Source organism: Blautia sp. XA-2221, assembly GCF_028767025.1.
GTDB lineage: Bacteria > Bacillota > Clostridia > Lachnospirales > Lachnospiraceae > Blautia_A.
Genome location: NZ_JAJQXX010000009.1, coordinates 21,902 through 43,979 on the forward strand (window position 1 = coordinate 21,902; position 22,078 = coordinate 43,979).

The window sequence follows — 22,078 nt, forward strand, 5'->3', positions numbered from 1 at the left end:
CAGATTGTTCAGAATTTTAGGAGGAAAAACATGGGACATGTAATTGCAGTATCAGGAAAAGGCGGCGTAGGAAAAACAACTCTTTGTGGATTGTTGATCCAGTATTTATGTGAAAGCGGAAAACGTCCGGTCCTGGCGGTGGATGCAGATGCAAATGCAAATTTAAACGAAGTGCTCGGTGTTGAGCCGGAGATCACACTTGGGGAGCTGAGAGAAGAAATTGAGCGGGCAGGCGTAGACCCACGATATCAGATTCCCTCCGGTATGACAAAACAGGCATATCTGGAAATGCGTCTTTCTGATGCGATTGCAGAAGAAGACGATTATGATTTGATGGTAATGGGACGAACCCAGGGACAGGGCTGCTATTGTTTTGTAAATGGTCTTGTGCAGACCCAGGTTCAGAAACTGCAAAGCCATTATCCATATATTGTGGTTGATAACGAAGCAGGTATGGAACATATCAGCAGAGGAATCCTGCCAATGATGGAAGTTGCCATTCTTGTAAGTGACTGTTCCAGAAGAGGTGTTCAGGCAGCCGGACGTATTGCAAAGCTGATGAAGGAGTTAAACTTTAAACCACAGAAAACCGGATTAATCGTGAATCGTGTTCCGGATGGAAAACTGGATGCCGGAACTCTGGAAGAAATCCGAAATCAGGGATTGGAATTGTTAGGGGTTGTACCACATGATGACCAGGTATATCAGTATGACTGTGATGGAAAGCCGATCATACAGCTTCCGAAAGATTCTCCTGTAAGAAGTGCACTGGGAGAAATTGTAAAGAAGTTAGGATTGTGAGTTGGAGGATTGAAAGTTTGAAGATTGAGTAAACAGAAATATTATCTGACTTGGTATAACTAATTGCAAAGAAAGGAAAATCTTCATGAGAAATCATTGGACAGAAATAGAAAAATATTTAGAAGACCAGAAGATAGCGCAGGAACTGATTGGAGAACTGAGAGATTTTCACATGCGTTATGAGGTAGAGGATCAGGTAAAGGAACGGGTAGAAAAACCGGATATCCTATTTTATGGGAAAAAGATTTTGGAAATGTCAATAGCAGCGCTTCTTCAGGGAGATAACCTGTTACTTTCCGGTGCGAAAGCTACAGGGAAAAATGTACTATGTGAGACACTGGCATGGATATTCGGAAGACCGGAATACGACATTTCTTTTCATGTAAATACAGACAGTGCCGATCTGATTGGAACGGATACCTTTATAAATAATGAGGTTCGCCTTCGGAAAGGCCCCATCTACCAATGCGCGGAATTTGGAGGATTTGGAATCCTGGACGAAATCAATATGGCAAAAAATGATGCGGTTTCTGTACTGCATGCCACACTGGATCATCGGCGCAGAATTGATATTCCAGGATATAACAGGATTTTACTTCATCCGGCAACACGATTTATCGGCACGATGAATTATGGTTACGCAGGTACCAGAGAGCTAAATGAAGCATTGGTTTCAAGGTTTATGGTAATTGATATGCCTGAAATGGATGAGGATAGTGTCCTTTTTGTATTAAGACAACATTTTCCAGATGGGGAAAAAAGTGCACTGAAAGCTTTTGCAGGACTGTTTCTGGATTTGCAGATCAAAGCTTATCATGGAGAAATCTCAACAAAATCTCTTGACCTGAGAGGATTGATTTCTGCTGTAAAAGCCACAAGAAGCGGACTTTCTCCAATTGATGCAATCCAGATGGGAATCATAAATAAAAGTTTTGATGTATTTGAAAAAGAGATCGTAGAAGATGTGGTTTCTACCAGAATCCCATCTTCCTGGACCGGAAAAGACATATGGGGGTAAACTTGTATGGAGGATGTCAGATGGCCGGCAGAACAACTGGAAGAACATCGTCTGGAGGTCAGCAATCGTATCAGAAATCTTTTTTGGACAGTCAGTGGTGATTATGATATAGAATTTAAACCGGACACAGAAAAATATGTTTATTTAAAACAAACGGTTCTATATGAGGCAGTGAAGCAGGGTGCCTTTGCACGATATTTTGATCAGAAGAAACTTGGCATGTATTTGATGAAAAAAATACATTTTTCTGCTGGAGAAGATATACTTTTGCCTCTTGCTGGATTATGCATGGATGCTGCAGTGAATCGTTTTATCATTCGAGAACGTTTGGGAACAAAGGAAATCAGAGAACAGGCGTTCAGAGAATTGGAAAAGGCCGAGGAAGAACAGGTATCAGACAAAGCTGGAACAGACCTGATTCACAGGATCAGGCTTCTGTATATAAGGCATGTTCTGGAGAACACAGACGATAAGGGAATGGATCCACAGGTAGAGATTGCATTGTACAAGATTCTTTCTCTGAAGGATGCAGAAAATACGGAAGATGTCATAAACGTGATAGATGAGATTTATAATCATGTTCTGGATCCCTCTTTTGAAAAAAAGAATGGAAATCTGGAGAAGATTCTGAATTTACCGGATATGGCATTGGCCAATGACGCGTGGCAGGAATGCATGACGGATGAACAGATGGAAGACATCATTCAAAAATATCTTTCTAATCTCAAAAAAAAGATGATGAGTCTGGATATCAGAAACAAAAAGAAAAAAAGATTTTATTTCTCTCCGGAAAATGAAGAAGTTCCGGAAAGCTCGGAGAATATAAATCCACAGGCAGTGCGACGGATACGGGAATATGTGGAACTGAATTACGGAAAATCGTATCTAAGTGAAGCGGAGCAGGCCAGAGTCAACCGGAAATTTTGTACAGGAATCCACAAAAACTGTAACCTGTATCTTACAGACGGAATTTTACAGAACCCTGTGATAAAAAATAATCAATACCGTTTTGCTCAGCTGCAGTTTGAAAAAAATAAAGCCTATTATGGAAATAATCACTGGATCATCAAAAGAAATATTTCTGTGTTGGCAGAGTCACTGAAACGGGCCTTTATAATCCGAAAGGATGATTTTGTCAGCAGATCTGATGCAGGACAGCTTGTTCCTGAGAGATTATGGAAAATTGGAAGAACAGACGATGACAAGTTATTTAATAGAAAAAAGAGATCTGACGATTCTGAGTTTGTAATAGACGTCCTGATTGATTCCAGTGGTTCCCAGGCTGACAGACAGGCTCAGGTAGCGGCGCAGGGATATATTATCAGTGAAGCATTAAGCCAGGCAGGAATTCCTCATCGGGTGACAGGATACTGTGCTTTCTGGGGATATACAGTACTTCAGAGATTTCGGGATTATGAAGATCCAAGGGAAACAAATGAAAGAATCTTTCAATTTCGTGCATATGCCAATAACAGAGATGGGCTTGCACTGAAAACAGTCGGTTCCTCTCTCATGGAGCGACCGGAAAAAAATAAGATTTTAATCGTATTAAGTGATGGAAAACCCTGTGATACGAGCATACAACGACCAGGAACCCGCCAGCCCAAGATCTATGACGGAGAAAAAGCTGTGAAAGATACTGCATATGAGGTACGTCGGGCCAGAAATCAGGGAATTTTCGTAATTGGTATTTTTGTAGGGAATGAAGAAGAGCTCTCCGTGGAAAAGAGAATCTATGGAAAAGACTTTGCCTATATTCGTAATATCAGCAATTTTTCCCGTATAGTAGGAACTTTTTTGCGAAGACAAATTGATATGGAATGAAAATGGAGGAATCACTATGGGTAAAATTGAATTTGCCAATTGCCAGGATGTAAGAAATCAGAAAAAGATACAGGAATTAGATTGTCCACGCTGTCATGAACCGGGAGGCATTGAAGCCTTTGCGAAAGACGGGATACTTGCAGAGGACGGAGTATGTGATAACTGCGGATATATTCTTCCAGAAGGAACAGAACTGGAGGAAGTGGAGTAAGACAGTTTGAAGTAATCCCGAATCTCACCTATAAATCCGGTGAACAGATGGAGCAACTTGGAAAGTATGGTTTTCTTCGCAGAGATTATCTGAAAAACCATCGAAATTCAACCTATCAGGTGATGCTTCTGCAGGATACGATAGGAGAGCATCTTCTGGAAGTGGACAAGGCAGCCAGGGAACGGGAAGAAGTGATTCTGAAACAGTTGGAAGAAAAAGAACCACTGCCGGATAAGGAGAAAGATCAGATGGCATGGGTAAGAGCTGCCAATCAGCACAGAGCGATTGCAGAAGAGATTATCCTGAAAGAATTGATTTATGTATAAGGATTGCCAGTAACTAATCTGGCAGGTAACTGATAAAAATAGAATATTGTGAGCGAAGTAAGGCGTGAGTCATAAGATATGGCTTGCGTCTTTTTCTTTTGAACTGGAAAGGGGATGGGAGCATGGCACAGATTTTTCGTGTAGAGAGAACTAAGAATTTTACGGTAATGAGTAATCATCATTTCAAGAATAAGAATCTGACATTGAAAGCGAAAGGTCTATTATCGCTGATGTTAAGTTTGCCAGATGACTGGAATTACAATATGCAAGGACTGGCAACATTGAGCAGAGGACTATTATGTGCTGACACTGGCGGCTATCGCAAGGGAACTGGATGGGAAATGTATGAACCGGGCAACGGTACATATCGCTGCCGGACTTCCCCTTACCTGGGTAGCTACACAGAAAGAAGACTTTCAGAAATATCTTCTCCAGAATGAATGTGTAGATTTTACATTCCGTAATAAAGAGTATCATGTGGAGTTTGCAGGTGCTGATATTTACCCACAGGGATTTACAGCAGCCTTTTACCGCTTACAGGATTTCAAAGGAATCAACATGCTTGTGGATATTGGAAACGGAACTATGAACATCATGTATATCAACAATTCCCGTCCATTAGAGAAGAAATGCTTTACAGAGAAATATGGAACACATCAGTGTGTGCTTGCTGTAAGGGAATCCCTGCTGAAAGAACTGGGAACAGTAGTGGACGATCTAGTGATTGAGCAGGTGATCCGTACCGGTACAGCAGATATTGGTGAGAAATATCTGACAGTGATTCGTAAAACTGCCGGAGATTATACGAAAGAAATCTTTCATAAGCTGAGGGAACGGGAATACAATCCAGAACTGATGCGTCTGTATGTAGTGGGCGGTGGCGGTTGTATGATCCAGAACTTCGGAGAATATGACAAGAACCGAGTGACGATTGTACGGGACATCTGTGCCACAGCGAAAGGTTATGAAGCAATGACCGTAAGGAAGATCCAGAGAAACGGAGGGATGCTTGTATGAGAAAAGAACGGAAAATCATCAATACCAATATCCGTTTGAACCTTTGTGATGAACAGGACAGGCAGGCATGGGAATATTTGCAGACGATGGACAGGGAAAAATATAAATCGTACACCAGAGCAGTTGTAGTTGCTTTAAACGATTATTTTTCCAGAGAGTACAGGAATGAAGCAGATCCGTATCTGGAAACCAGAGAAAAGGAAGATGCTTTTCAGGAAAGGGTGGAAACAGCTATCCGGGATGGAGTAAAAGAATCCGTTCCGATGGCTATGGCGAAGAACCTGAGAAATATTCATCTGGGTGCTACAATTGTGGGAATTTATCGCCAGGATGTTTATGAGATTCCACCGGATGCCATTCGTGAGTTGATTATAAATGCTATGGTACATCGTAGTTATCTGGATCATGGTACGATACAGGTAGCGGTATATGACAACCGATTGGAAATTACTTCTCCAGGAAAGCTGCCAATGGGACAAACGATGGAGCGTATGAAAGAAGGCTATTCCAAAATCAGAAATGAAGCCCTTGCCCATGCGTTTGCCTATATGAACCTGATTGAGCATTGGGGAAGCGGCATTCCGAGAATTATTGATAAAGTAAAAGCTGCCGGATTGCGGGAGCTGGAGTTTATTGGTGGCGAAGTTGATTTGCGTATTAATATTTATCGAGATCAGGTTGCTACCAATAACGCCATGATTAACGCCAATGGCACTAAAAATGGCGCTAATGGCGTTAAATGTGGCGTTGATGATGGCACTAATATCGCTGAAGTGCCGCTTAATAAGGAACAGACGCAGATAGAAAAATTGTTGCAGATTATAGAGAAGAATCCGTCTGCAACACAGGCCTATTATGCAGAAAAAATGGGTATATCGAAAAGAACGATTTCTCGAATGTTCGCTTCTTTACAGGAAAAAGGTAGATTGGTACAGGGCGGAACAAAACGAAAAGCAAATTGGAAAATTATAAGGTAGGAGGACAGCATGGATACAGATAAAATAATACAAGATTTAAATCGCAGATTTGCTGCACCTCTTTCTGAGTTTTATCAGCGTCGTATCATTTTCTGGTACGATGAAGATAAGGAATTTGAGGATAAATTGGATGAAGTGGTTTTAGAAAATGCAAAGGTGATTGCACTGACTGGAAATAATGCGTTTTCTGTAAAAAACTGCTTTCAGTAGATGATTTGAGCACAAATTATCTGGTTTACAGTCTGTGTGTCTATAACCGCCCTGATGATAACTGGCTTCTGGATGTGGAGCTTTACAGCGAAGAGTTTCGGGCGAATCTGATTTCTATCTGGATGGATGAGATGGGACTTATATCAAATCCAGCAATGAGGAAACAGGTTAAGAATTATCGTGCTTATTTCAATGCGAAAGACCGTCGTTTGAAAGTTAGCACGCAGAATAAAGTTCCGGAAACACCGGCACAGTTACACATGGCTGTCATGGAGGCAATCTGTGGATTGAAAGATGCACAGCCTAATATGATTCTCCGTAGTGTGTTCCAGGCGGGACTGGATTTGAATAATAATACGGTTTATCAGGATTTTGTAAAATATCATGCAGACGCAGCATTTTGGGCGATGGTTCGTTAGGGATGCGGATTTGTGGAGGAAGAACCAGATCTTGGGCGGTTGGCAATTCATCTGCTTTTAACCGCGGCGACCCGTACCATGCGGCAGGAATATCTTGCCGGACTGGACGGTTTTATTTCTGAATGGCTTCATAGTGACAACATTCCGCAATTATATGATGTGGCACGTTATGTTGAGGATGAAGCTCGTCTGTATCAGCGTTTTGAAAAGCTGACAGTAGAAGATTTGGTAGGAACAGAGTGCTTTCCGTGTATTAACGAAGTAATTCTGACAAAGCTAATGACAGAGATTAGTGACCATCAGGTTTACTTTACAGATGAGGACGGCAAGCAGATTAGTGATATTCAGAAGATTATTGCAGATAAGACCAGTGATAACGGTGCAGAAAGAACTTTCCGTTGTCAGTTTAATCTAAAATCTCTAAAATACAGCAATACAGCTACTTATTATCTGGTAATTGCAGATGAACAGGGATTACAGATGCCACAGCGGGAGCCATTCCAGATTGACATCGCCTTTGCGGTGGACGAGTTTGATTTTTTTAGTTAATGCCGCAGGAGGAGAGAAAGATGGAGCAATTTGCAGAGGGTGAAAGTACCCATGAAGAAATAAAGAACAAGCTCCGTCAGAACTTTGACGGTAAGATTGTTCGGAAAGACCTGACAAAGAAAATTAAAGAAGTCTCACGTGGAAAATGAGATGTCTAAAATGAATCTGCCGGAAACCGTACCTGCTGTGGTATAAACCATAAGCCGTTGTCGTAAAATGTGGTAAGAAAATCAGACGAATATATTTTTCCAAGAATTTGTCGTAAAAATGTGGTCAAACCAAGAAAATCGAGTGCGAAAGTAAGTGAAAAATCCCTGTGAAGCCCGTAAAATTAAGGCTTCACAAAATCTTCACAAAAAAAATTAGCACTCACCTCTTGACAGTGCTAACAATAGGCGTTATAGTACAGCTAGAACAAAGGAAGAGGGATAAGAGATAAGAAGATTGAAAGAAAATCTCTTAGATGTCCTTCATACCAACCGGGTTCAGAACTTAAAACTTATTTCAAGATAGATCATAAAAGAAAAGGGAGAGATGACTTATGTTAATGCCTAGTATTTTTGGAGAAAACTTATTTGATGATTTCTTTACACCGTTCTATTATGATGACAAAGATGAGAAAAAAGCAGAAAAGAAACTGTACGGACACAGAGCACAGAATCTTCTGAAGACCGATATTAAAGAAACCAAAGAAGGTTATGAGCTTGTGATTGATGTTCCTGGCTTCAAGAAAGAGGAAGTTAAGGTAGCATTGAAAGATGGATATCTGACAGTCAGTGCAGCCAAAGGTCTCGATGAAGAAGAGGATGACAAGAAGACAGGACGCTACATTAGACGTGAACGTTACTCAGATGCCTGTGAGCGAAGCTTTTATGTAGGTGAAGATGTTACACAGGAAGACATCAAGGGTGAGTACAAACACGGTATCCTGAAACTGTTTGTTCCGAAAAAAGAAGCAAAACCGGTTTCCAACGATCCAAAATATATCACCATTGAATGATAATGGCAGCATCTGATCGATAAAAGTTCGTGATACTGCCCGGAGACTTCGGGCGGTATCCTTAAAATAGATTAGTAAGTAACAGTCGAAAGACTTAAAAATAGATTTGTTTGTCATGAAAAGGAGAGATGACTTATGTTGATGCCTAGTATTTTTGGAGAAAACTTATTTGATGATGACTGGATGGACTTCCCGTTTAAAGATGAGTTCTGGGGCAAGAAGAATCCGCTTTATGGTAAACATGCGCAGAACATGATGAAAACGGATATCCGTGAAACTGATGGCAGTTATGAACTGGATGTGGACCTTCCGGGATTTAAGAAAGACGAGATCAAGGTTCAGCTGAAGGATGGTTATCTGACACTGTCAGCAGCCAAAGGTCTTGATAAAGATGAACAGGATAAGAAGGGCAACTACATCAGACGTGAACGTTATGCTGGTACTTTAAGCAGAAGTTTCTATGTTGGTGATGCAGTCAGTGAAGAAGATATCCATGCGAAATATGAAAACGGTATTCTGAAACTTTCTGTTCCGAAGAAAGCACCGAAAGCCGTTGAAGAAAAAGATGGTTACATCGCAATCGAAGGTTAACTTCCATTGCTTATTCTCCCCCATATATAGCCGGGATCCGAAAGGGTTCCGGCTTTTTTACATGAGAAATAAATTATTCTGTTGTATTGCGGCGAATTAATATAGGTGTAATCTGTTTATGGATGGGTTCACCCAATGGTTTGGGAACACGCTTTTTCTGTTCCTCCATCTGCTGGACCAGAAGATCCATGGCAGTTTTTGCAATCACATCGATCTGCTGTTCGATGGTTGTGATCGGAAGGATTGCCTCGTTGGCAATCGGAGAATTGTCAAATCCAACAATCTCGTAAGTGGAAGGAAATGTCCCGTATTTTTGGAAAATTAAATTAAGAAACATATTAGCATAGGTATCGTTCGCAAGAAAGATACCTTTTTTTTGATCGGGGTATTTTGATTCTATCTTATTGAAAATCTCTCGGATTGCATCTAAAAGCTCATGATAAGAATCACCTGTTACACTCAAATCTATATCATATGGCACATGATATTCTTCACAAGTTGCCTGAAAGGCCCGGATTCGGTCATACGCCGGGGCGGATTTATTCACATTGACATTTATGTGAATTAATATATCACATTTATCTCGAATCAACAGAGAAGTAGCCTGAAGTGCTCCCATATAGTTGTCAGTATTGACGCTGCTGATATGTTCTGCTTCGCGTTCAATTGCGATGACAGGAATCTGGTAGGAAGCGAGTTTCTCAGATGGAAGAGTGTGACTTAAAACAATCAGTCCTTCAATCTGATAAGACAGAAGTTCTTCAATATACTGTTGTTCTTCTTCTGCGCCATGTTCGCTGACGAAAACAAGAAACTTATAATGATAATCACGGTAGCTGGAAAGAAATTGTGTCAGCATCTCAGAATAATAGTGCAGGTAAAGATTCGGAACAATGATTCCAATAAATTCACTTTTTCCATTTGCCAGAACTTTTGCCAGCTTATTCTTTTTATATCCAAGTGTGTCAAGAGCCTGTGAAATCTTTTCCTGGTTTTCTAAGGTAAGAGAATCAGGATGATTGAAGTATCTTGATATTGTAGTTTTTGAAAAATTGGTGTATTCCGCAATATCTGCAAAAGTTACCTGTTTCTTTTTACTCATAAAAGTTGAATCTCCTTCAATATGATGGCTGACGGTTAATAATATTTTTCAGTATAGCAATTTTGATGGAAAAACGCAACGATAAAATAACTGATTACGTAACCGGTTATTTTAGTATATAAAAGTGTTGACAGAAAGAAATGGATATAGTAATATCAAATTATAAAATAACCGGTTACGTAACCGGTTCTCATAAAATCAATGGAATGGAGGAAAAAGTGCATGAAAAGAATGCAAAATCAAGCAAAGTCCGTAAGCAAGCGAACGTTGAGAGAAAAGATGACTTATGTGAAGAAAAACTGGCAGTTATATCTTTTTTTCCTGATGCCAGGACTTTTACTGACAATTATTTTTAAGTATCTCCCGATGGGAGGGCTTCTGATTGCTTTTGAAGACTACAATGTAATAAAAGGAGTTCTTGGTAGTCCCTGGGTAGGGCTTGAGTATTTCAGACGATTCTTATCTTCACCAGATTTTATGAACTATCTGATGAATACGTTGAAATTGAGTATCTATGGATTACTGTGGGGATTTCCGGTTCCAATCATTCTTGCATTGCTTCTGAATCGTATTCGTAAGACCGGAATTAAGAAGAAAGTGCAGCTTTTGATCTATATGCCAAACTTTATTTCAGTCATCGTGCTTTGTGGTATGGTTCGTATGCTTTTATCTCCTGTAGGCCCACTGAATAAAGTATTAGGAATCAGTACAAACTGGATGACAATGCCTTCTGCATTCCGGACAATTTACATTGCAAGTGGAATCTGGCAGACCGCAGGATGGGCATCTATCATGTACACAGCAGCACTGGCGAATGCCAGCAAGGAGCTGGAAGAAGCAGCCCTCATGGATGGAGCGAATCTTCTGCAGCAGATCTGGTATGTAGAATTGCCGGCAATTAAGAATATCATTGTAATTCAGTTTATTTTGCAGGCTGGAAATATCATGAGTATTGGTTTCGAAAAAGCTTATGCTTTACAGACAGATATGAACCTTCCGGCATCAGAAATCCTGTCTACATATGTATACCGTATTGGACTTCTGAATGGAGACTATGGATATTCGACAGCGGTAGGTCTTTTCAATTCAGTTGTAAATGTTATCTTGCTGATCTTTGTGAACTGGGTTGTTAAGAAACTGAATGATGGAGAAGGATTATAGAAAAGAGGGAGAAGAGATGGAGAAAAAAAAGAGAAAATATTCAAGGACAGACAAAGTAATCCTTGGAATCGGATTTACTATTCTTGGTTTATTCGTCCTTTCTATAGCGATACCGATTATTTATGTAGTACTCGCATCCTTTATGGATCCTACTGTTTTGAATAACCAGGGATTGAGTTTTAACACCAAGGACTGGACATTAGACGCATATCGAAGAGTATTAGAGAACGAAATGATCTGGCGTGGATTTTTGAATTCCTTCCTGTATTCACTTGCATTTGCAGTAATTTCTGTTTTTGTGACATTACTGGCTGCGTATCCACTGTCAAAGAAGGAATTTGTAGGAAGAGACTTTTTCAATGTTATTTTCCTGATCACAATGTTCTTTGGTGGTGGAATGATTCCTACATTTATCCTGATCAATCAGCTGCACATGGTTAATACAGTGTGGGCAATCCTGATTCCAGGAGCATTTAATGTATGGAATATGATTCTTGCCAGAACTTATTATCAGTCAATCCCGACAGAATTAAGAGAAGCATCTGCGATTGACGGTGCAAATGAGATCCAGCATTTCTTTAAAATCATGCTTCCGGTATGTAAGCCAATCATCGCAGTACTGGCACTCTGGTCTTTTGTTGGAATGTGGAACAGTTATTTCGATGCAATGATTTATCTGAATGATGCAAATCTTCAGCCATTACAGCTGGTACTCCGTTCCATCCTGGTACAGAATACACCACAGCCTGGAATGATCGCTGATATTCAGAGTACAGCAGAAATGGCAAAAGTAGCAGAACAGCTGAAATATGCAACGATCGTAGTATCAAGTTTACCACTGTTAGTAATGTACCCATTCTTCCAGAAATACTTTGATGAAGGAATTATGGTCGGATCGGTAAAAGGCTAATAAGAAAGGAACGATACAGATATGAAGAAAAGAAAAGTAAATGCATTGCTTGCAATTATACTGTCCCTGACGATGATGGTGGGAGTTGCAGGATGTGGGAAAAAGCAGCAGCTTGAGGCTGAAATTGATCCGGGTACACCTGTATCGGAGGTGCAGTTTCCATTAAAGGAAACTGCAGAGCTTTCCTTTATTACAAGTGCACCGGCTACATCAACACAGGATCCGAATGAACGAGTAATTTTTCAGCGAATGGAAGAGCAGACCAATGTTCATATTGACTGGACTTGTTTTGTATCGGATCAGTTCTCTGATAAGAAGAATCTGGCGCTTGCACAATTTGGAAATCTGCCAGATGGATTATTCAATGCCGGAATGAGTGATTATGATCTGTTGCGTTATGCAAAACAGGGGATTATCATTCCGCTGGAAAATCTGATAGATAAATATATGCCGAATTTACAGGCAGTGTTTGAAAAATATCCAGAATACAGGACAATGTGCACCGCACCAGATGGACATATTTATTCCTTCCCATGGATTGAACAGCTTGGTTCTGGGAAAGAAGCCATTCAGGCAATCGGAGATATTCCGTATATTAATAAAAAATGGTTGGATTATCTAGGACTCGAGATTCCGACAACAACAGATGAACTGGAACAGGTATTGATTCAATTCCGTGATCATGCAGATGAGCTTGAAAAAGAATTTTCGATTGAAGGTGCTGTGATTCCAATGTCATTTATCATCAATAATGGTGACCAGGATCCGGCAATTCTGCTCAATGGATTTGGAGAAGGCTATGGAGATACAGGAGATCATTTCGCTGTAACGGACGAAGGAAAAGTTATTTATACAACCGTTCAGGAAGGATACAAAGAAGGAATTGAGTGGTTACATAAACTTGTAACAGAGGATCTGGTCGACCCGGAAGCATTTACACAAGAGTGGTCTACTTATGTCGCCAAAGGAAAGAATCACCGCTATGGTCTCTGCTTTACATGGGATATCGCCAATATTGATAATAATGAAGATTATGTTATGCTGCCGGCTCTGACAGGACCAGATGGTATGCGGAACATTACAAGACAGAATAACAGTGAAACAAGTGGATATGATCGTGGAAGATGTGTTCTTACATCCAGCTGCCGTAACACAGCACTTGCTGCTGCATGGATCGATCAGATGTATGCACCACTTCAGTCACCGCAGAATAACTGGGGAACTTATGGAGAGAAGGATTCCTTTAACATTTTTGAACTGTCTACCAATAAAGATGGTGGAGAAATGCTGAAACACATGGATCTGGGGGATCAGTCTCCGGTAGAAGTACGTGAAGCACAATCTGTAAATGGTCCTCTTGCAGTTCTGAATGAATATTATGACGTCTATGTAACACAGCCAGAGGATGCAAAATGGCGTCTGGACAATATGCATGAAACTTATTTACAGGATATGAACAGTAAATATGTTTATCCAAACGTATTCATGAGCATTGATGATACCAATAAAGTATCTCAGTATGATACAGATATCAAAAAATATGCAGAACAGAAGAAAGCAGACTGGATCCTGAATGGCGGAATTGAAAAAGAGTGGGATTTTTATCTGAAGAAAATGGAACAGTATGGACTTTCTGATTATATTTCAATTAAACAGAAATACTTTGATGAGTATCAGAAGTCGTTGAGTGAAGAAAAATAACGATACAAACAACAGGAGAATTTTCATGAGTGAGATGTTAGAAAAGGCTAGAAAATATGAAGCTGAACAGGGGCTGCAGATAAAAGCAGAGGATCGACCGGCTTTTCATGTGAGTCCATATGTTGGATGGATGAATGATCCAAATGGTTTTTCCTGCTATCAGGGAGAGTATCATTTGTTTTACCAGTATAATCCATATGATACACATTGGAACAGTATGCACTGGGGCCATGTGGTAAGTAAAGATCTGCTTCACTGGGAATATCTTCCGGCAGCTCTGGCACCGGATGAAGATTATGATAAGATAGGATGTTTTTCAGGAAGTGCAATAGAACTGGACGACGGCAGACAGCTGCTGATTTATACTGCTGTAGATCAGGAGACGCTTGAAGATGGAACGGCAAGGGATATTCAGACACAGGCAGTGGCTGTTGGAGATGGAAAAAATTATAAGAAATATGAAAAGAATCCGGTTCTGACAGCTAAAGACTTGCCGGAAGGTGCAAGTAAAGTGGATTTCCGGGATCCAAAGATCTGGAAAGAAAAAGATGGGTACTTCTATTGTGTGATCGGAAGCCGTCCGGCAGATGGAAGTGGACAGATTCTTCTTTATAAAAGTGCAGATGGATTTGAATGGGAATTTGTCAGTGTACTGGCAGAAAATAAAAAACGTTATGGAAAGATGTGGGAGTGTCCGGACTTTTTCGAATTAGATGGAAAACATGTTCTTCTGACAAGTCCACAGGACATGTTGCCGGAAGGACTGGAGTTCCATAATGGAAATGGGACCTTATGTATCATCGGAGAGATGGATCCGGAGACACATACCTTAAAAGAAGAGACAGTACAAAGCGTCGATTATGGAATGGATTATTATGCAATGCAGACTTTGCTTGCACCGGATGGCCGTAGAATTATGATTGCCTGGATGCAGAACTGGGATACGACTGCTCATCGTTGTAATGACTCAAAATGGTTTGCGCAAATGAGTCTGCCGAGAGAAGTGTCTGTCAAAAACGGAAGACTTTATCAGACTCCGATCAAAGAACTCGATGCAATGCGTAAAGACAGAGTTGAGTACAACGATGTAGTAATAGATAATGATGCGATCACATTAGACAAAATCGAAGGACGAACTATAGATATGGAACTTGTGATACGTCCGGAAGATAAAGAAAATGTGTATAAGAAATTTGTATTACGTTTTGCACAAAATGAGAAGTTTTATACAGAATTAAGTTTCCGCCCGGATGAGTCTGTCCTGAAAATTGACAGAAAATTTTCAGGAACCGAACGAGCATTAGTTCATCAGAGAAGGTGTCTGGTAAATGGCGATGCCAATGAATTAAAGCTTCGTGTGATCTTGGATAGATTCAGTGCTGAAATATTTATTAATGACGGTAAGCAGGTTATGTCTGCTGTTATATTTACAGAACAAGAGGCAAAAGGAATTTCATTCTTTGCTGAAGGTGCAGCTAAAATCGATATAGTGAAATACAATCTGGTTTAGGACAAAAATTATATTGAAATTGAAGATGCATGGATAATGATAGGGGATTCCTGAAACGGGAATCCCTTTTGCATATAGGAGCATAGTATCAATGATAGAAGAAATGTCGTTTTTTGCGGCAGAATGGAGAATATGATGAAAAAATATGATGTAGTGGCACTTGGAGAATTGTTAATTGATTTTACAGAAAATGGAAAAAGTAATCAGGGAAACCCACTTTTTGAGGCAAATCCAGGAGGCGCACCCTGCAATGTACTTGCAATGCTGACGAAACTAGGACATAAGACGGCATTCATCGGAAAAGTAGGTGAAGACTTTTTCGGAGAACAGCTGAGAGATGTGATAACAGAAGTAGGGATTGATGCAAAAGGATTATGTACAGACAAGGAAATCCATACAACACTGGCAATGGTGCATACTTATCCGGATGGAGACAGAGATTTCTCATTTTATCGAAATCCGGGAGCAGACATGATGTTGAATAAAACGGAAGTTCAGGCAGAACTTATTAAAGAAACAAAAATCTTCCATTTCGGAACATTGTCTATGACACATGAAGGAGTACGTGAAGCAACAAAAGAAGCAATCCATATTGCAGAAGAGTCTGGTGCAGTTATTTCTTTTGATCCGAACTTACGTCCACCTCTTTGGAATTCTTTGGATGAGGCAAAGGAACAGGTATTATATGGATTAGCACACTGTCATATTCTGAAAATTTCAGATAATGAGATTCAGTGGCTGACAGGTGAAGAAGATTATACTGCCGGGGTAAACTGGATTAGAGAAAGATATCAGATTCAGTTGATTCTTGTATCTATGGGGAAAGAAGGAAGTCGTGCATACTATAACGGAACGATGGTAGAAGTAAAACCGTTCCTTCAGAAAAATACAATTGAGACAACAGGAGCAGGAGATACATTCTGTGGTTGTGTATTACATTATATTTGTGAACACGGAATGGAAGGTTTAGATGAAAATAAACTAAAGGAAATGTTGACTTTTGCAAATGCAGCAGCATCTGTGATCACAACAAGAAAAGGAGCATTGCGTGTAATGCCGACGAGGGATGAAATTCAGAAAACATGTGAAATGTGAAGATGACATTCTGAAACTTTCTGTTCCGAAGAAAGCACCGAAAGTCGTTGAAGAAAAAGATGGTTATATCGCAATTGAAGGTTAACTTCCCGGGTAAGCTTAAGATGATGGAAAAGAAACGTCCGCAGAACTTTCTTCTTACCGGCATGAGCGATCTCTCCGGATGGAAGCCGGAATGGAGAGATGAGGTATTTGTAAAGATCCGTGAAAATCCGCAGCATCAGTTCCTGTTCCTTACCAAGCGACCTGATTCGCTGGATTTTGATACCGATCTGGAAAACGCATGGTTTGGCGTTACGGTGACGAGGAAAGCAGAACTGTGGCGTATCGACGCCCTTCGGAAAAACGTCAGAGCAAAACATTACCATGTTACCTTTGAGCCGTTATTCGATGATCCCGGCACAGTTGACCTTTCCGGAATCAATTGGATCGTTGTCGGCACCATGACCGGAGCTCAGAGCAGGAAGATTCATACGGAGCCGGAATGGGCATGGTCTCTGACGGACCAGGCACATAAGCTTGGCATTCCGGTGTTTATGAAGGAAGACCTTGTCCCTATCATAGGGGATGAAAATATGATTCAGGAAATGCCGGAAGAATTTAATAAAGTGTTAGAGGTACAGAAATCATGGAAGAAGTAATGAATGGAATCCTCATTCGTGAGGTGGAAACAAAGAACATCATGACTAAGTCTAGTCTGCCGGTAGGCGGTTACTCGGTCAATCCCTATGTGGGCTGTACACATGCCTGCAAGTATTGCTATGCTTCTTTTATGAAGCGCTTTACCGGGCACAAGGAGGAATGGGGCACTTTCCTTGATGTGAAGCATTGGCCGGAAATTAAAAATCCGAAGAAATATGCCGGACAGCGGGTGGTCATCGGTTCTGTGACAGATGGCTACAATCCACAGGAGGAGCAATTCGGGAATACCAGAAAACTTCTGGAGCAGCTGATCGGCAGTGACGCAGATATTCTGATCTGCACAAAGTCGGATCTTGTGGTACGGGATATTGATCTGTTGAAGAAGCTTGGACGTGTAACCGTTTCATGGTCGATCAACACACTAGATGAAAATTTCAAGAACGATATGGATTCTGCTTCGAGCATTGAGCACCGTATCGCTGCTATGAAGCAGGTATATGAGGCAGGTATCCGTACAGTCTGTTTCGTATCCCCGGTATTCCCCGGTATCACGGATTTTGAAGCAATCTTTGAGCGGGTAAAGAATCAGTGCGATCTGTTCTGGCTCGAAAATCTCAATCTTCGAGGCGGTTTCAAAAAGACAATTATGGATTATATCGCCGGAAAATATCCTGATCTTGTACCACTTTACGACGAGATCTATAACAAGCATAACCGCAGCTACTTTGAAGCACTTGAAGTAAAAGCTGAGAAAATGGCTAAGAAGTATGATTGTGCCTTTGTGGATAATGAAATGCCTTATGGCAGAGTCCCGCAGGGGCATCCGGTGATCGTGGATTATTTCTATCATGAGGAAATCCGTGGGACAGAGAATACCGGAAAAAGAAATCGCTAAATTCAAGTTTGTAGAATACAAAATTTAATATGAAATGTGAGATAGAGCGTATGGAAATAATCTATACGTTCTATTTTTTTGCCTTTTTGAAAAAAGTGATTAAAAAACTATTGACATTTTGTTACTGGAAAAGAGTGTTTATATCTTTTATTTCTTTTAGCTGAAAAGTACAGTATTCCTTCAGGTTACTTCTGGTTGTAAACAAAATCTGGTAGCGATATTTTAATACTACTGACAGAAAGCTGTCCTGTGTCGCAGTGACATTAAAATTATCTATGATAAGCAGAGTATCGGATTTCAGGGAACGAAGGAAACGGTTATGTCTTTGAAACCGTTCCTGTTCAGTGCTTTCCGGCAGATCGTCAATAAAATCCATGTCAGTAATATCCTGATGAAGATTGCCGGTATATTCTACATAAAGGATATTGGTGTATTGCTTTATGTACCGCTTTGCGTAGGCTTTGGCAAGTTCACTTTTTCCGATTCCGGCGATTCCGCAAAGAAAAACATGACGGTTTTCCTCAAGCATGGTATATAATTCTTCCAGTTCTTTATCTCTTCCGATAAAATGACGGCATGGTTTCGGAACCTCACTGTCCATAATATAATCCAGCACAATGGGGGATAAAGCGCCTCCGGCGAGCTGCTTCTGATTTTTGGTATTACGTTTGATGAATTGGCGTTCCATGCCAAAAGAAATCAGTTTTGCAAGAAACAGCAGTCTTGAACTGGCTGGTTTATATAAGGGAGTCAGATTTTTCTTTTTCGCATCTGAGATGCTGTCATCCTGAATGAATAAAGTGTAAATATCTTGTATAGCCATATTACAGTCAGACATCAGTGGAAGAAGATTCTGGTGGATGGTATGGGCTAATTTTTCCTGATTGGATGGCTTGGAATAGTAAGTGGATATTTTAGGACTGATTTTAGCCTGACCAGTCATCCAGCGGCAAACCAGACCGTTATCCATTGAAAAATCCTGATTTGCCGAATCATCCATAAAATCTTCAAATAATTCGTATAAAAAATCAGGCTGACTCATTTGATTACTTTCGCTGATATGATTTTTTAAGCAAGTGCTAATAGAAGAAAAATCGCATCGATTCAATAGAAATTCCCCTTTCGTAGTTAAGATTAAGTATATCTATCATAACACGAACATACATTCGAATTCAAGGGAATGCGGATATTTTTAAAGTGATTGTGTCAATTTACAATCAAATTCTATTCAATGTGGTTTTCCGGCAGGTTCTGTAAAATAAGCTCAGATCAAAACAATAACAGGAGGAGCTTATGCAACAGAATATTGAATTTGAGCGGTGCATTGATTTTCTGGTACGGATGATTGATAAGTACGGCGCTGAAGTCCTCCGGGAGTTGGAGGAAGAAAAACAGAATAAGGAAGAAAAAGAAGCGGCAGTTTTCTGAAATACAAAATGTAAATCAGACTGTCGTTTTTTTGTGAAATTATTCGGTTGCGTTATCTTTTACTTCTGCAAGCATAATCTGCTCTAGTTGGTCAATATCTGGAAATACCACTTTTTTGCCTCTGGAATGAAGTTGACGAATTTTTTTCATACGTGTTGTTACTTCCCTGTGAATGGAATGCTTAACAGGAACCGGATTATTATTTCGAGTATGTATATGGTCAAGATAGTAATCTCTGATTGGAAACATATTCTGGAGAAGAAAAGCAGCTTCTTTTCCATCAAATTCACCTAAAACAATCGTTAGGCACTTTCCGTATTTAGCCACCTGTTTATCGTGTATTGCTTTAAACTTTTCTACACGAGAACTGAGTGGAACCATCCATAACAGAGAAGTTTTATTGTCACGCAGACAGTAAAAAGTAGGACGGTATGTACCGCCCTCTTTGTTCTGCATTAAGTTGGAATCCTGTACTTTTTCAAAGTATTCATCTTTAATATGGTAAACGTATCCTTCTTGATATATCATGTTTATCACCTATAAAATAAGCCCTGCCATGCGGCAGGGCCGAAATTTTCGAGCCGGACATTTATTAGACGCTTCCGGTGAGCGAACAATATTTTCGAGCCGATCACTTATAAGCCGCCAACGGTGGGCGAACAATATTTTCGATGACAGAAATCCTGTCTCTATCATTATTATATGGTTGTAACGAAAATATGTCAATAAAAAATAAAAAGAAGTATTGAAAATAGTTGGAACAAGTACTAAAATAAAGTTGGGACAACAAAACGGAGTTATATTGCGAGGAAGATTATGAAGAATAAAAAGATTAAATGCGATATATATACCAGAGTATCCACAACCATGCAGGTAGATGGATACAGTCTAGATGCTCAGAAAGAAAATCTCAAGAGATATGCGGAATTTCAGAATATGGAAATCGTAAATGAGTATTCCGATGAAGGTAAATCTGGAAAAAGCGTAGAGGGCAGACCGGAATTTCAGAGAATGTTGGATAATATTAAGAATGGCACAGATGAGGTGCAGTTTGTGCTGGTGTTCAAGCTTTCCAGATTCGGTCGTAATGCAGCGGACGTTTTAAATTCTTTGCAGCGGATGCAGGATTTTGGAGTGAATCTGATCTGTGTTGAAGATGGAATTGACAGCTCAAAAGATAGTGGAAAGCTGATGATTTCTGTTCTGTCTGCGGTGGCAGAGATTGAACGAGAGAATATCCTTGTTCAGACAATGGAGGGACGTAAGCAGAAAGCCAGGGAAGGAAAATGGAATGGTGGATTTGCTCCGTATGGTTATGAATTAGTAAATGGAGAATTGCAGATTGCAGAGGACGAAGCAGAGATTATTCGTCTGATCTATGACAGATTTATTCATACCAATATGGGAATCTCTGCGATTGCTGCATGGCTGAACCAGCATGGATATAAAAAGAAAAAACGACAGAATAATACATTGGACGCATTTGCCTCTTCCTTTATAAAAGGCGTTCTGGATAATCCGGTATACTGTGGAAAGTTGGCTTATGGACGAAGGAAGAACGAGAAAGTTTCTGGTACAAGAAATGAATATCGCATTGTAAAGCAGGAAAATTATATGCTGCACGATGGTATCCATGAAGGGATTATTTCGGAAACAGACTGGGAGCTGGCTCATCAAAAACGGAAAAAAACAGGTGTGAAATATGAAAAGACACATAGCCTCGATCATGAGCATATTTTATCCGGAATATTGAGATGTCCGTTATGTGGAAGCGGTATGTATGGAAACGTGAACCGAAAGAAAAAGAAAGACGGAACCTTATATAAGGATTATTTCTATTATGCCTGCAAACATCGTCGCCTGGTAGATGGTCATAAATGTGGATATCGTAAACAATGGAGCGAGGAGAAGATTAACAATGCAGTGGAAGAAGTTATTCGGAAGCTGGTGAAGAATTCGAAATTTGAAGAAGCAATTCTGAATAAAATCGGTTCAAGAATAGATACAGAAGAAATAGAAAAAGAGATTGAAAGACTGGAAAAACAGCACAGGCAACTGACCGGAGCAAAAGCAAGGCTTGGACAGCAGATGGATAGTCTGGATATCATGGATAAATTTTATGAAAAGAAATATCAGGATATGGAGACACGCTTATATCGTCTATATGATGAAATTGAAGGCGTGGAGAACAGTATAGAAGAAGTTAAGAATCGCCTGCTGAATATCCGGCAACAGAAAATATCAGAAGAAAACGTCTATCAATTTCTTTTATATTTTGATAAACTATATGATAAGTTCACCGACCTGGAGAAGAAAGAATTTCTTAACAGCTTTGTGGAACAGGTGGACATTTACGAGCAGGAGCAGCCAGATGGCAGATTCCTGAAGCACATAAAGTTCCGTTTTCCGGTGTATTTTGGAGATAGGGAAATACAGGAACTTTGTTGGGACAATGAAAGTACCGTTGAGACGGTCTGTTTGCTGTCTAAGAAAGAAAAATAAGTACCAAAAAGTGGCGTATTTCCGGGATTTTTGTGAGGTTTGCACCATTACGGGAGCCTTGCGGAAAGTCCGGTTTTCTTGTATGAGAACTTATCTACCGGACAGCCGGACTGACCGGAATTGAAACGGTGAAAAATGCGGTAGGGTTTAGGCTGTGGATTAGATGTCAGAGGTTGAGGCAGTGATATA

Annotated in this window: 19 protein-coding genes and 5 pseudogenes; 21 read left to right on the top strand and 3 right to left on the bottom strand. The window is 40.2% G+C overall.

Features of this window, described 5'->3' with window-relative positions; genetic code table 11:
- The first annotated feature begins 30 nt into the window (after positions 1-30).
- The 12 genes and pseudogenes from LU279_RS08755 (at position 31) to LU279_RS08820 (ending at position 8,943) form a co-directional block, all read left to right on the top strand.
- A complete protein-coding gene (locus LU279_RS08755) occupies positions 31-801 on the top strand; it encodes an ATP-binding protein (RefSeq protein ID WP_117739801.1) in 771 nt (256 codons plus the stop codon).
- 85 nt (positions 802-886) lie between these two features.
- Positions 887-1,819 (top strand): AAA family ATPase, encoded by a 933-nt coding sequence (locus LU279_RS08760; protein ID WP_274422177.1) that lies wholly within the window; start codon positions 887-889, stop codon positions 1,817-1,819.
- A gap of 6 nt (positions 1,820-1,825) precedes the next feature.
- Positions 1,826-3,643 (top strand): cobaltochelatase CobT-related protein, encoded by a 1,818-nt coding sequence (locus tag LU279_RS08765; RefSeq protein ID WP_274422178.1) that lies wholly within the window; start codon positions 1,826-1,828, stop codon positions 3,641-3,643.
- A 16-nt stretch (positions 3,644-3,659) separates the two neighbouring features.
- Positions 3,660-3,854, top strand: coding sequence for a hypothetical protein (locus LU279_RS08770; RefSeq protein ID WP_274422179.1), 195 nt, complete (start codon positions 3,660-3,662; stop codon positions 3,852-3,854).
- A complete protein-coding gene (locus LU279_RS08775) occupies positions 3,812-4,180 on the top strand; it encodes a TnpV protein (protein WP_118601697.1) in 369 nt (122 codons plus the stop codon). Before LU279_RS08770 ends, LU279_RS08775 begins: the two co-directional genes overlap by 43 nt.
- Before the next feature lie 122 nt (positions 4,181-4,302).
- Positions 4,303-4,470, top strand: a pseudogene (locus LU279_RS08780) (helix-turn-helix domain-containing protein); the annotation flags it as partial.
- A gap of 10 nt (positions 4,471-4,480) precedes the next feature.
- Positions 4,481-5,197 (top strand): ParM/StbA family protein, encoded by a 717-nt coding sequence (locus tag LU279_RS08785; protein ID WP_274422180.1) that lies wholly within the window; start codon positions 4,481-4,483, stop codon positions 5,195-5,197.
- Positions 5,198-5,472: 275 nt separating this feature from the next.
- Positions 5,473-6,174 (top strand): annotated as a pseudogene (locus LU279_RS08790) (ATP-binding protein); the annotation flags it as partial.
- A gap of 9 nt (positions 6,175-6,183) precedes the next feature.
- A pseudogene (locus LU279_RS13620) lies at positions 6,184-7,352 on the top strand (hypothetical protein).
- 20 nt (positions 7,353-7,372) lie between these two features.
- The gene (locus LU279_RS08810) at positions 7,373-7,501 is read left to right on the top strand and encodes a hypothetical protein (protein ID WP_274422184.1); all 129 of its coding nucleotides are present in this window, start codon (positions 7,373-7,375) and stop codon (positions 7,499-7,501) included.
- Between the two features lie 392 nt (positions 7,502-7,893).
- A complete protein-coding gene (locus LU279_RS08815) occupies positions 7,894-8,352 on the top strand; it encodes an Hsp20/alpha crystallin family protein (RefSeq protein ID WP_274422185.1) in 459 nt (152 codons plus the stop codon).
- A gap of 135 nt (positions 8,353-8,487) precedes the next feature.
- Positions 8,488-8,943 carry an Hsp20/alpha crystallin family protein gene (locus LU279_RS08820; RefSeq protein WP_274422186.1) on the top strand — a complete coding sequence of 152 codons (456 nt, stop codon included), beginning with the start codon at positions 8,488-8,490 and terminating at the stop codon, positions 8,941-8,943.
- 73 nt (positions 8,944-9,016) lie between these two features.
- Here the strand turns inward: LU279_RS08820 and LU279_RS08825 are convergent, their stop codons facing one another.
- Positions 9,017-10,045, bottom strand: a complete 1,029-nt coding sequence (locus tag LU279_RS08825; RefSeq protein ID WP_274422187.1) for a LacI family DNA-binding transcriptional regulator — start codon at positions 10,043-10,045, stop codon at positions 9,017-9,019.
- 222 nt (positions 10,046-10,267) lie between these two features.
- On the opposite strand from LU279_RS08825, the gene LU279_RS08830 reads away from it, so the two are divergent.
- The 7 genes and pseudogenes from LU279_RS08830 to LU279_RS08860 all read left to right on the top strand — a co-directional run bounded on the left by LU279_RS08830 (position 10,268) and on the right by LU279_RS08860 (position 17,959).
- Positions 10,268-11,206, top strand: a complete 939-nt coding sequence (locus LU279_RS08830) for an ABC transporter permease (protein WP_274422188.1) — start codon at positions 10,268-10,270, stop codon at positions 11,204-11,206.
- Between the two features lie 16 nt (positions 11,207-11,222).
- A complete protein-coding gene (locus tag LU279_RS08835) occupies positions 11,223-12,116 on the top strand; it encodes a carbohydrate ABC transporter permease (protein ID WP_118697337.1) in 894 nt (297 codons plus the stop codon).
- Positions 12,117-12,137: 21 nt separating this feature from the next.
- Complete coding sequence (locus tag LU279_RS08840) at positions 12,138-13,817, top strand: ABC transporter substrate-binding protein (RefSeq protein WP_274422189.1); 1,680 nt, start codon at positions 12,138-12,140, stop codon at positions 13,815-13,817.
- A gap of 25 nt (positions 13,818-13,842) precedes the next feature.
- Positions 13,843-15,327, top strand: a complete 1,485-nt coding sequence (locus tag LU279_RS08845) for a glycoside hydrolase family 32 protein (RefSeq protein ID WP_173750285.1) — start codon at positions 13,843-13,845, stop codon at positions 15,325-15,327.
- Positions 15,328-15,462: 135 nt separating this feature from the next.
- Entirely contained in the window at positions 15,463-16,422 is a 960-nt protein-coding gene (locus LU279_RS08850; protein ID WP_274422249.1) for a carbohydrate kinase family protein, read from the top strand.
- An 86-nt stretch (positions 16,423-16,508) separates the two neighbouring features.
- Positions 16,509-17,063 (top strand): annotated as a pseudogene (locus LU279_RS08855) (DUF5131 family protein); the annotation flags it as partial.
- The gene (locus LU279_RS08860) at positions 17,051-17,959 is read left to right on the top strand and encodes a radical SAM mobile pair protein B (RefSeq protein ID WP_015567824.1); all 909 of its coding nucleotides are present in this window, start codon (positions 17,051-17,053) and stop codon (positions 17,957-17,959) included. The pseudogene LU279_RS08855 and the gene LU279_RS08860, both read left to right, overlap by 13 nt.
- Positions 17,960-18,083: 124 nt before the next feature.
- Here the strand turns inward: LU279_RS08860 and LU279_RS08865 are convergent.
- Positions 18,084-19,001 (bottom strand): annotated as a pseudogene (locus tag LU279_RS08865) (Archaeal ATPase); the annotation flags it as partial.
- A gap of 251 nt (positions 19,002-19,252) precedes the next feature.
- Here LU279_RS08865 and LU279_RS08870 point away from each other — a divergent pair.
- A complete protein-coding gene (locus LU279_RS08870) occupies positions 19,253-19,387 on the top strand; it encodes a hypothetical protein (protein WP_274422191.1) in 135 nt (44 codons plus the stop codon).
- A 39-nt stretch (positions 19,388-19,426) separates the two neighbouring features.
- Here LU279_RS08870 and cptIN read toward each other — a convergent pair whose 3' ends face one another.
- On the bottom strand, positions 19,427-19,915 hold the full coding sequence (gene cptIN / locus LU279_RS08875; RefSeq protein ID WP_274422192.1) for a type III toxin-antitoxin system CptIN family toxin: 489 nt from the start codon (positions 19,913-19,915) through the stop codon (positions 19,427-19,429).
- 288 nt (positions 19,916-20,203) lie between these two features.
- Here cptIN and LU279_RS08880 point away from each other — a divergent pair, with 288 nt between their 5' ends.
- The gene (locus tag LU279_RS08880; protein WP_274422193.1) at positions 20,204-21,889 is read left to right on the top strand and encodes a recombinase family protein; all 1,686 of its coding nucleotides are present in this window, start codon (positions 20,204-20,206) and stop codon (positions 21,887-21,889) included.
- Positions 21,890-22,078: the final 189 nt, after the last annotated feature.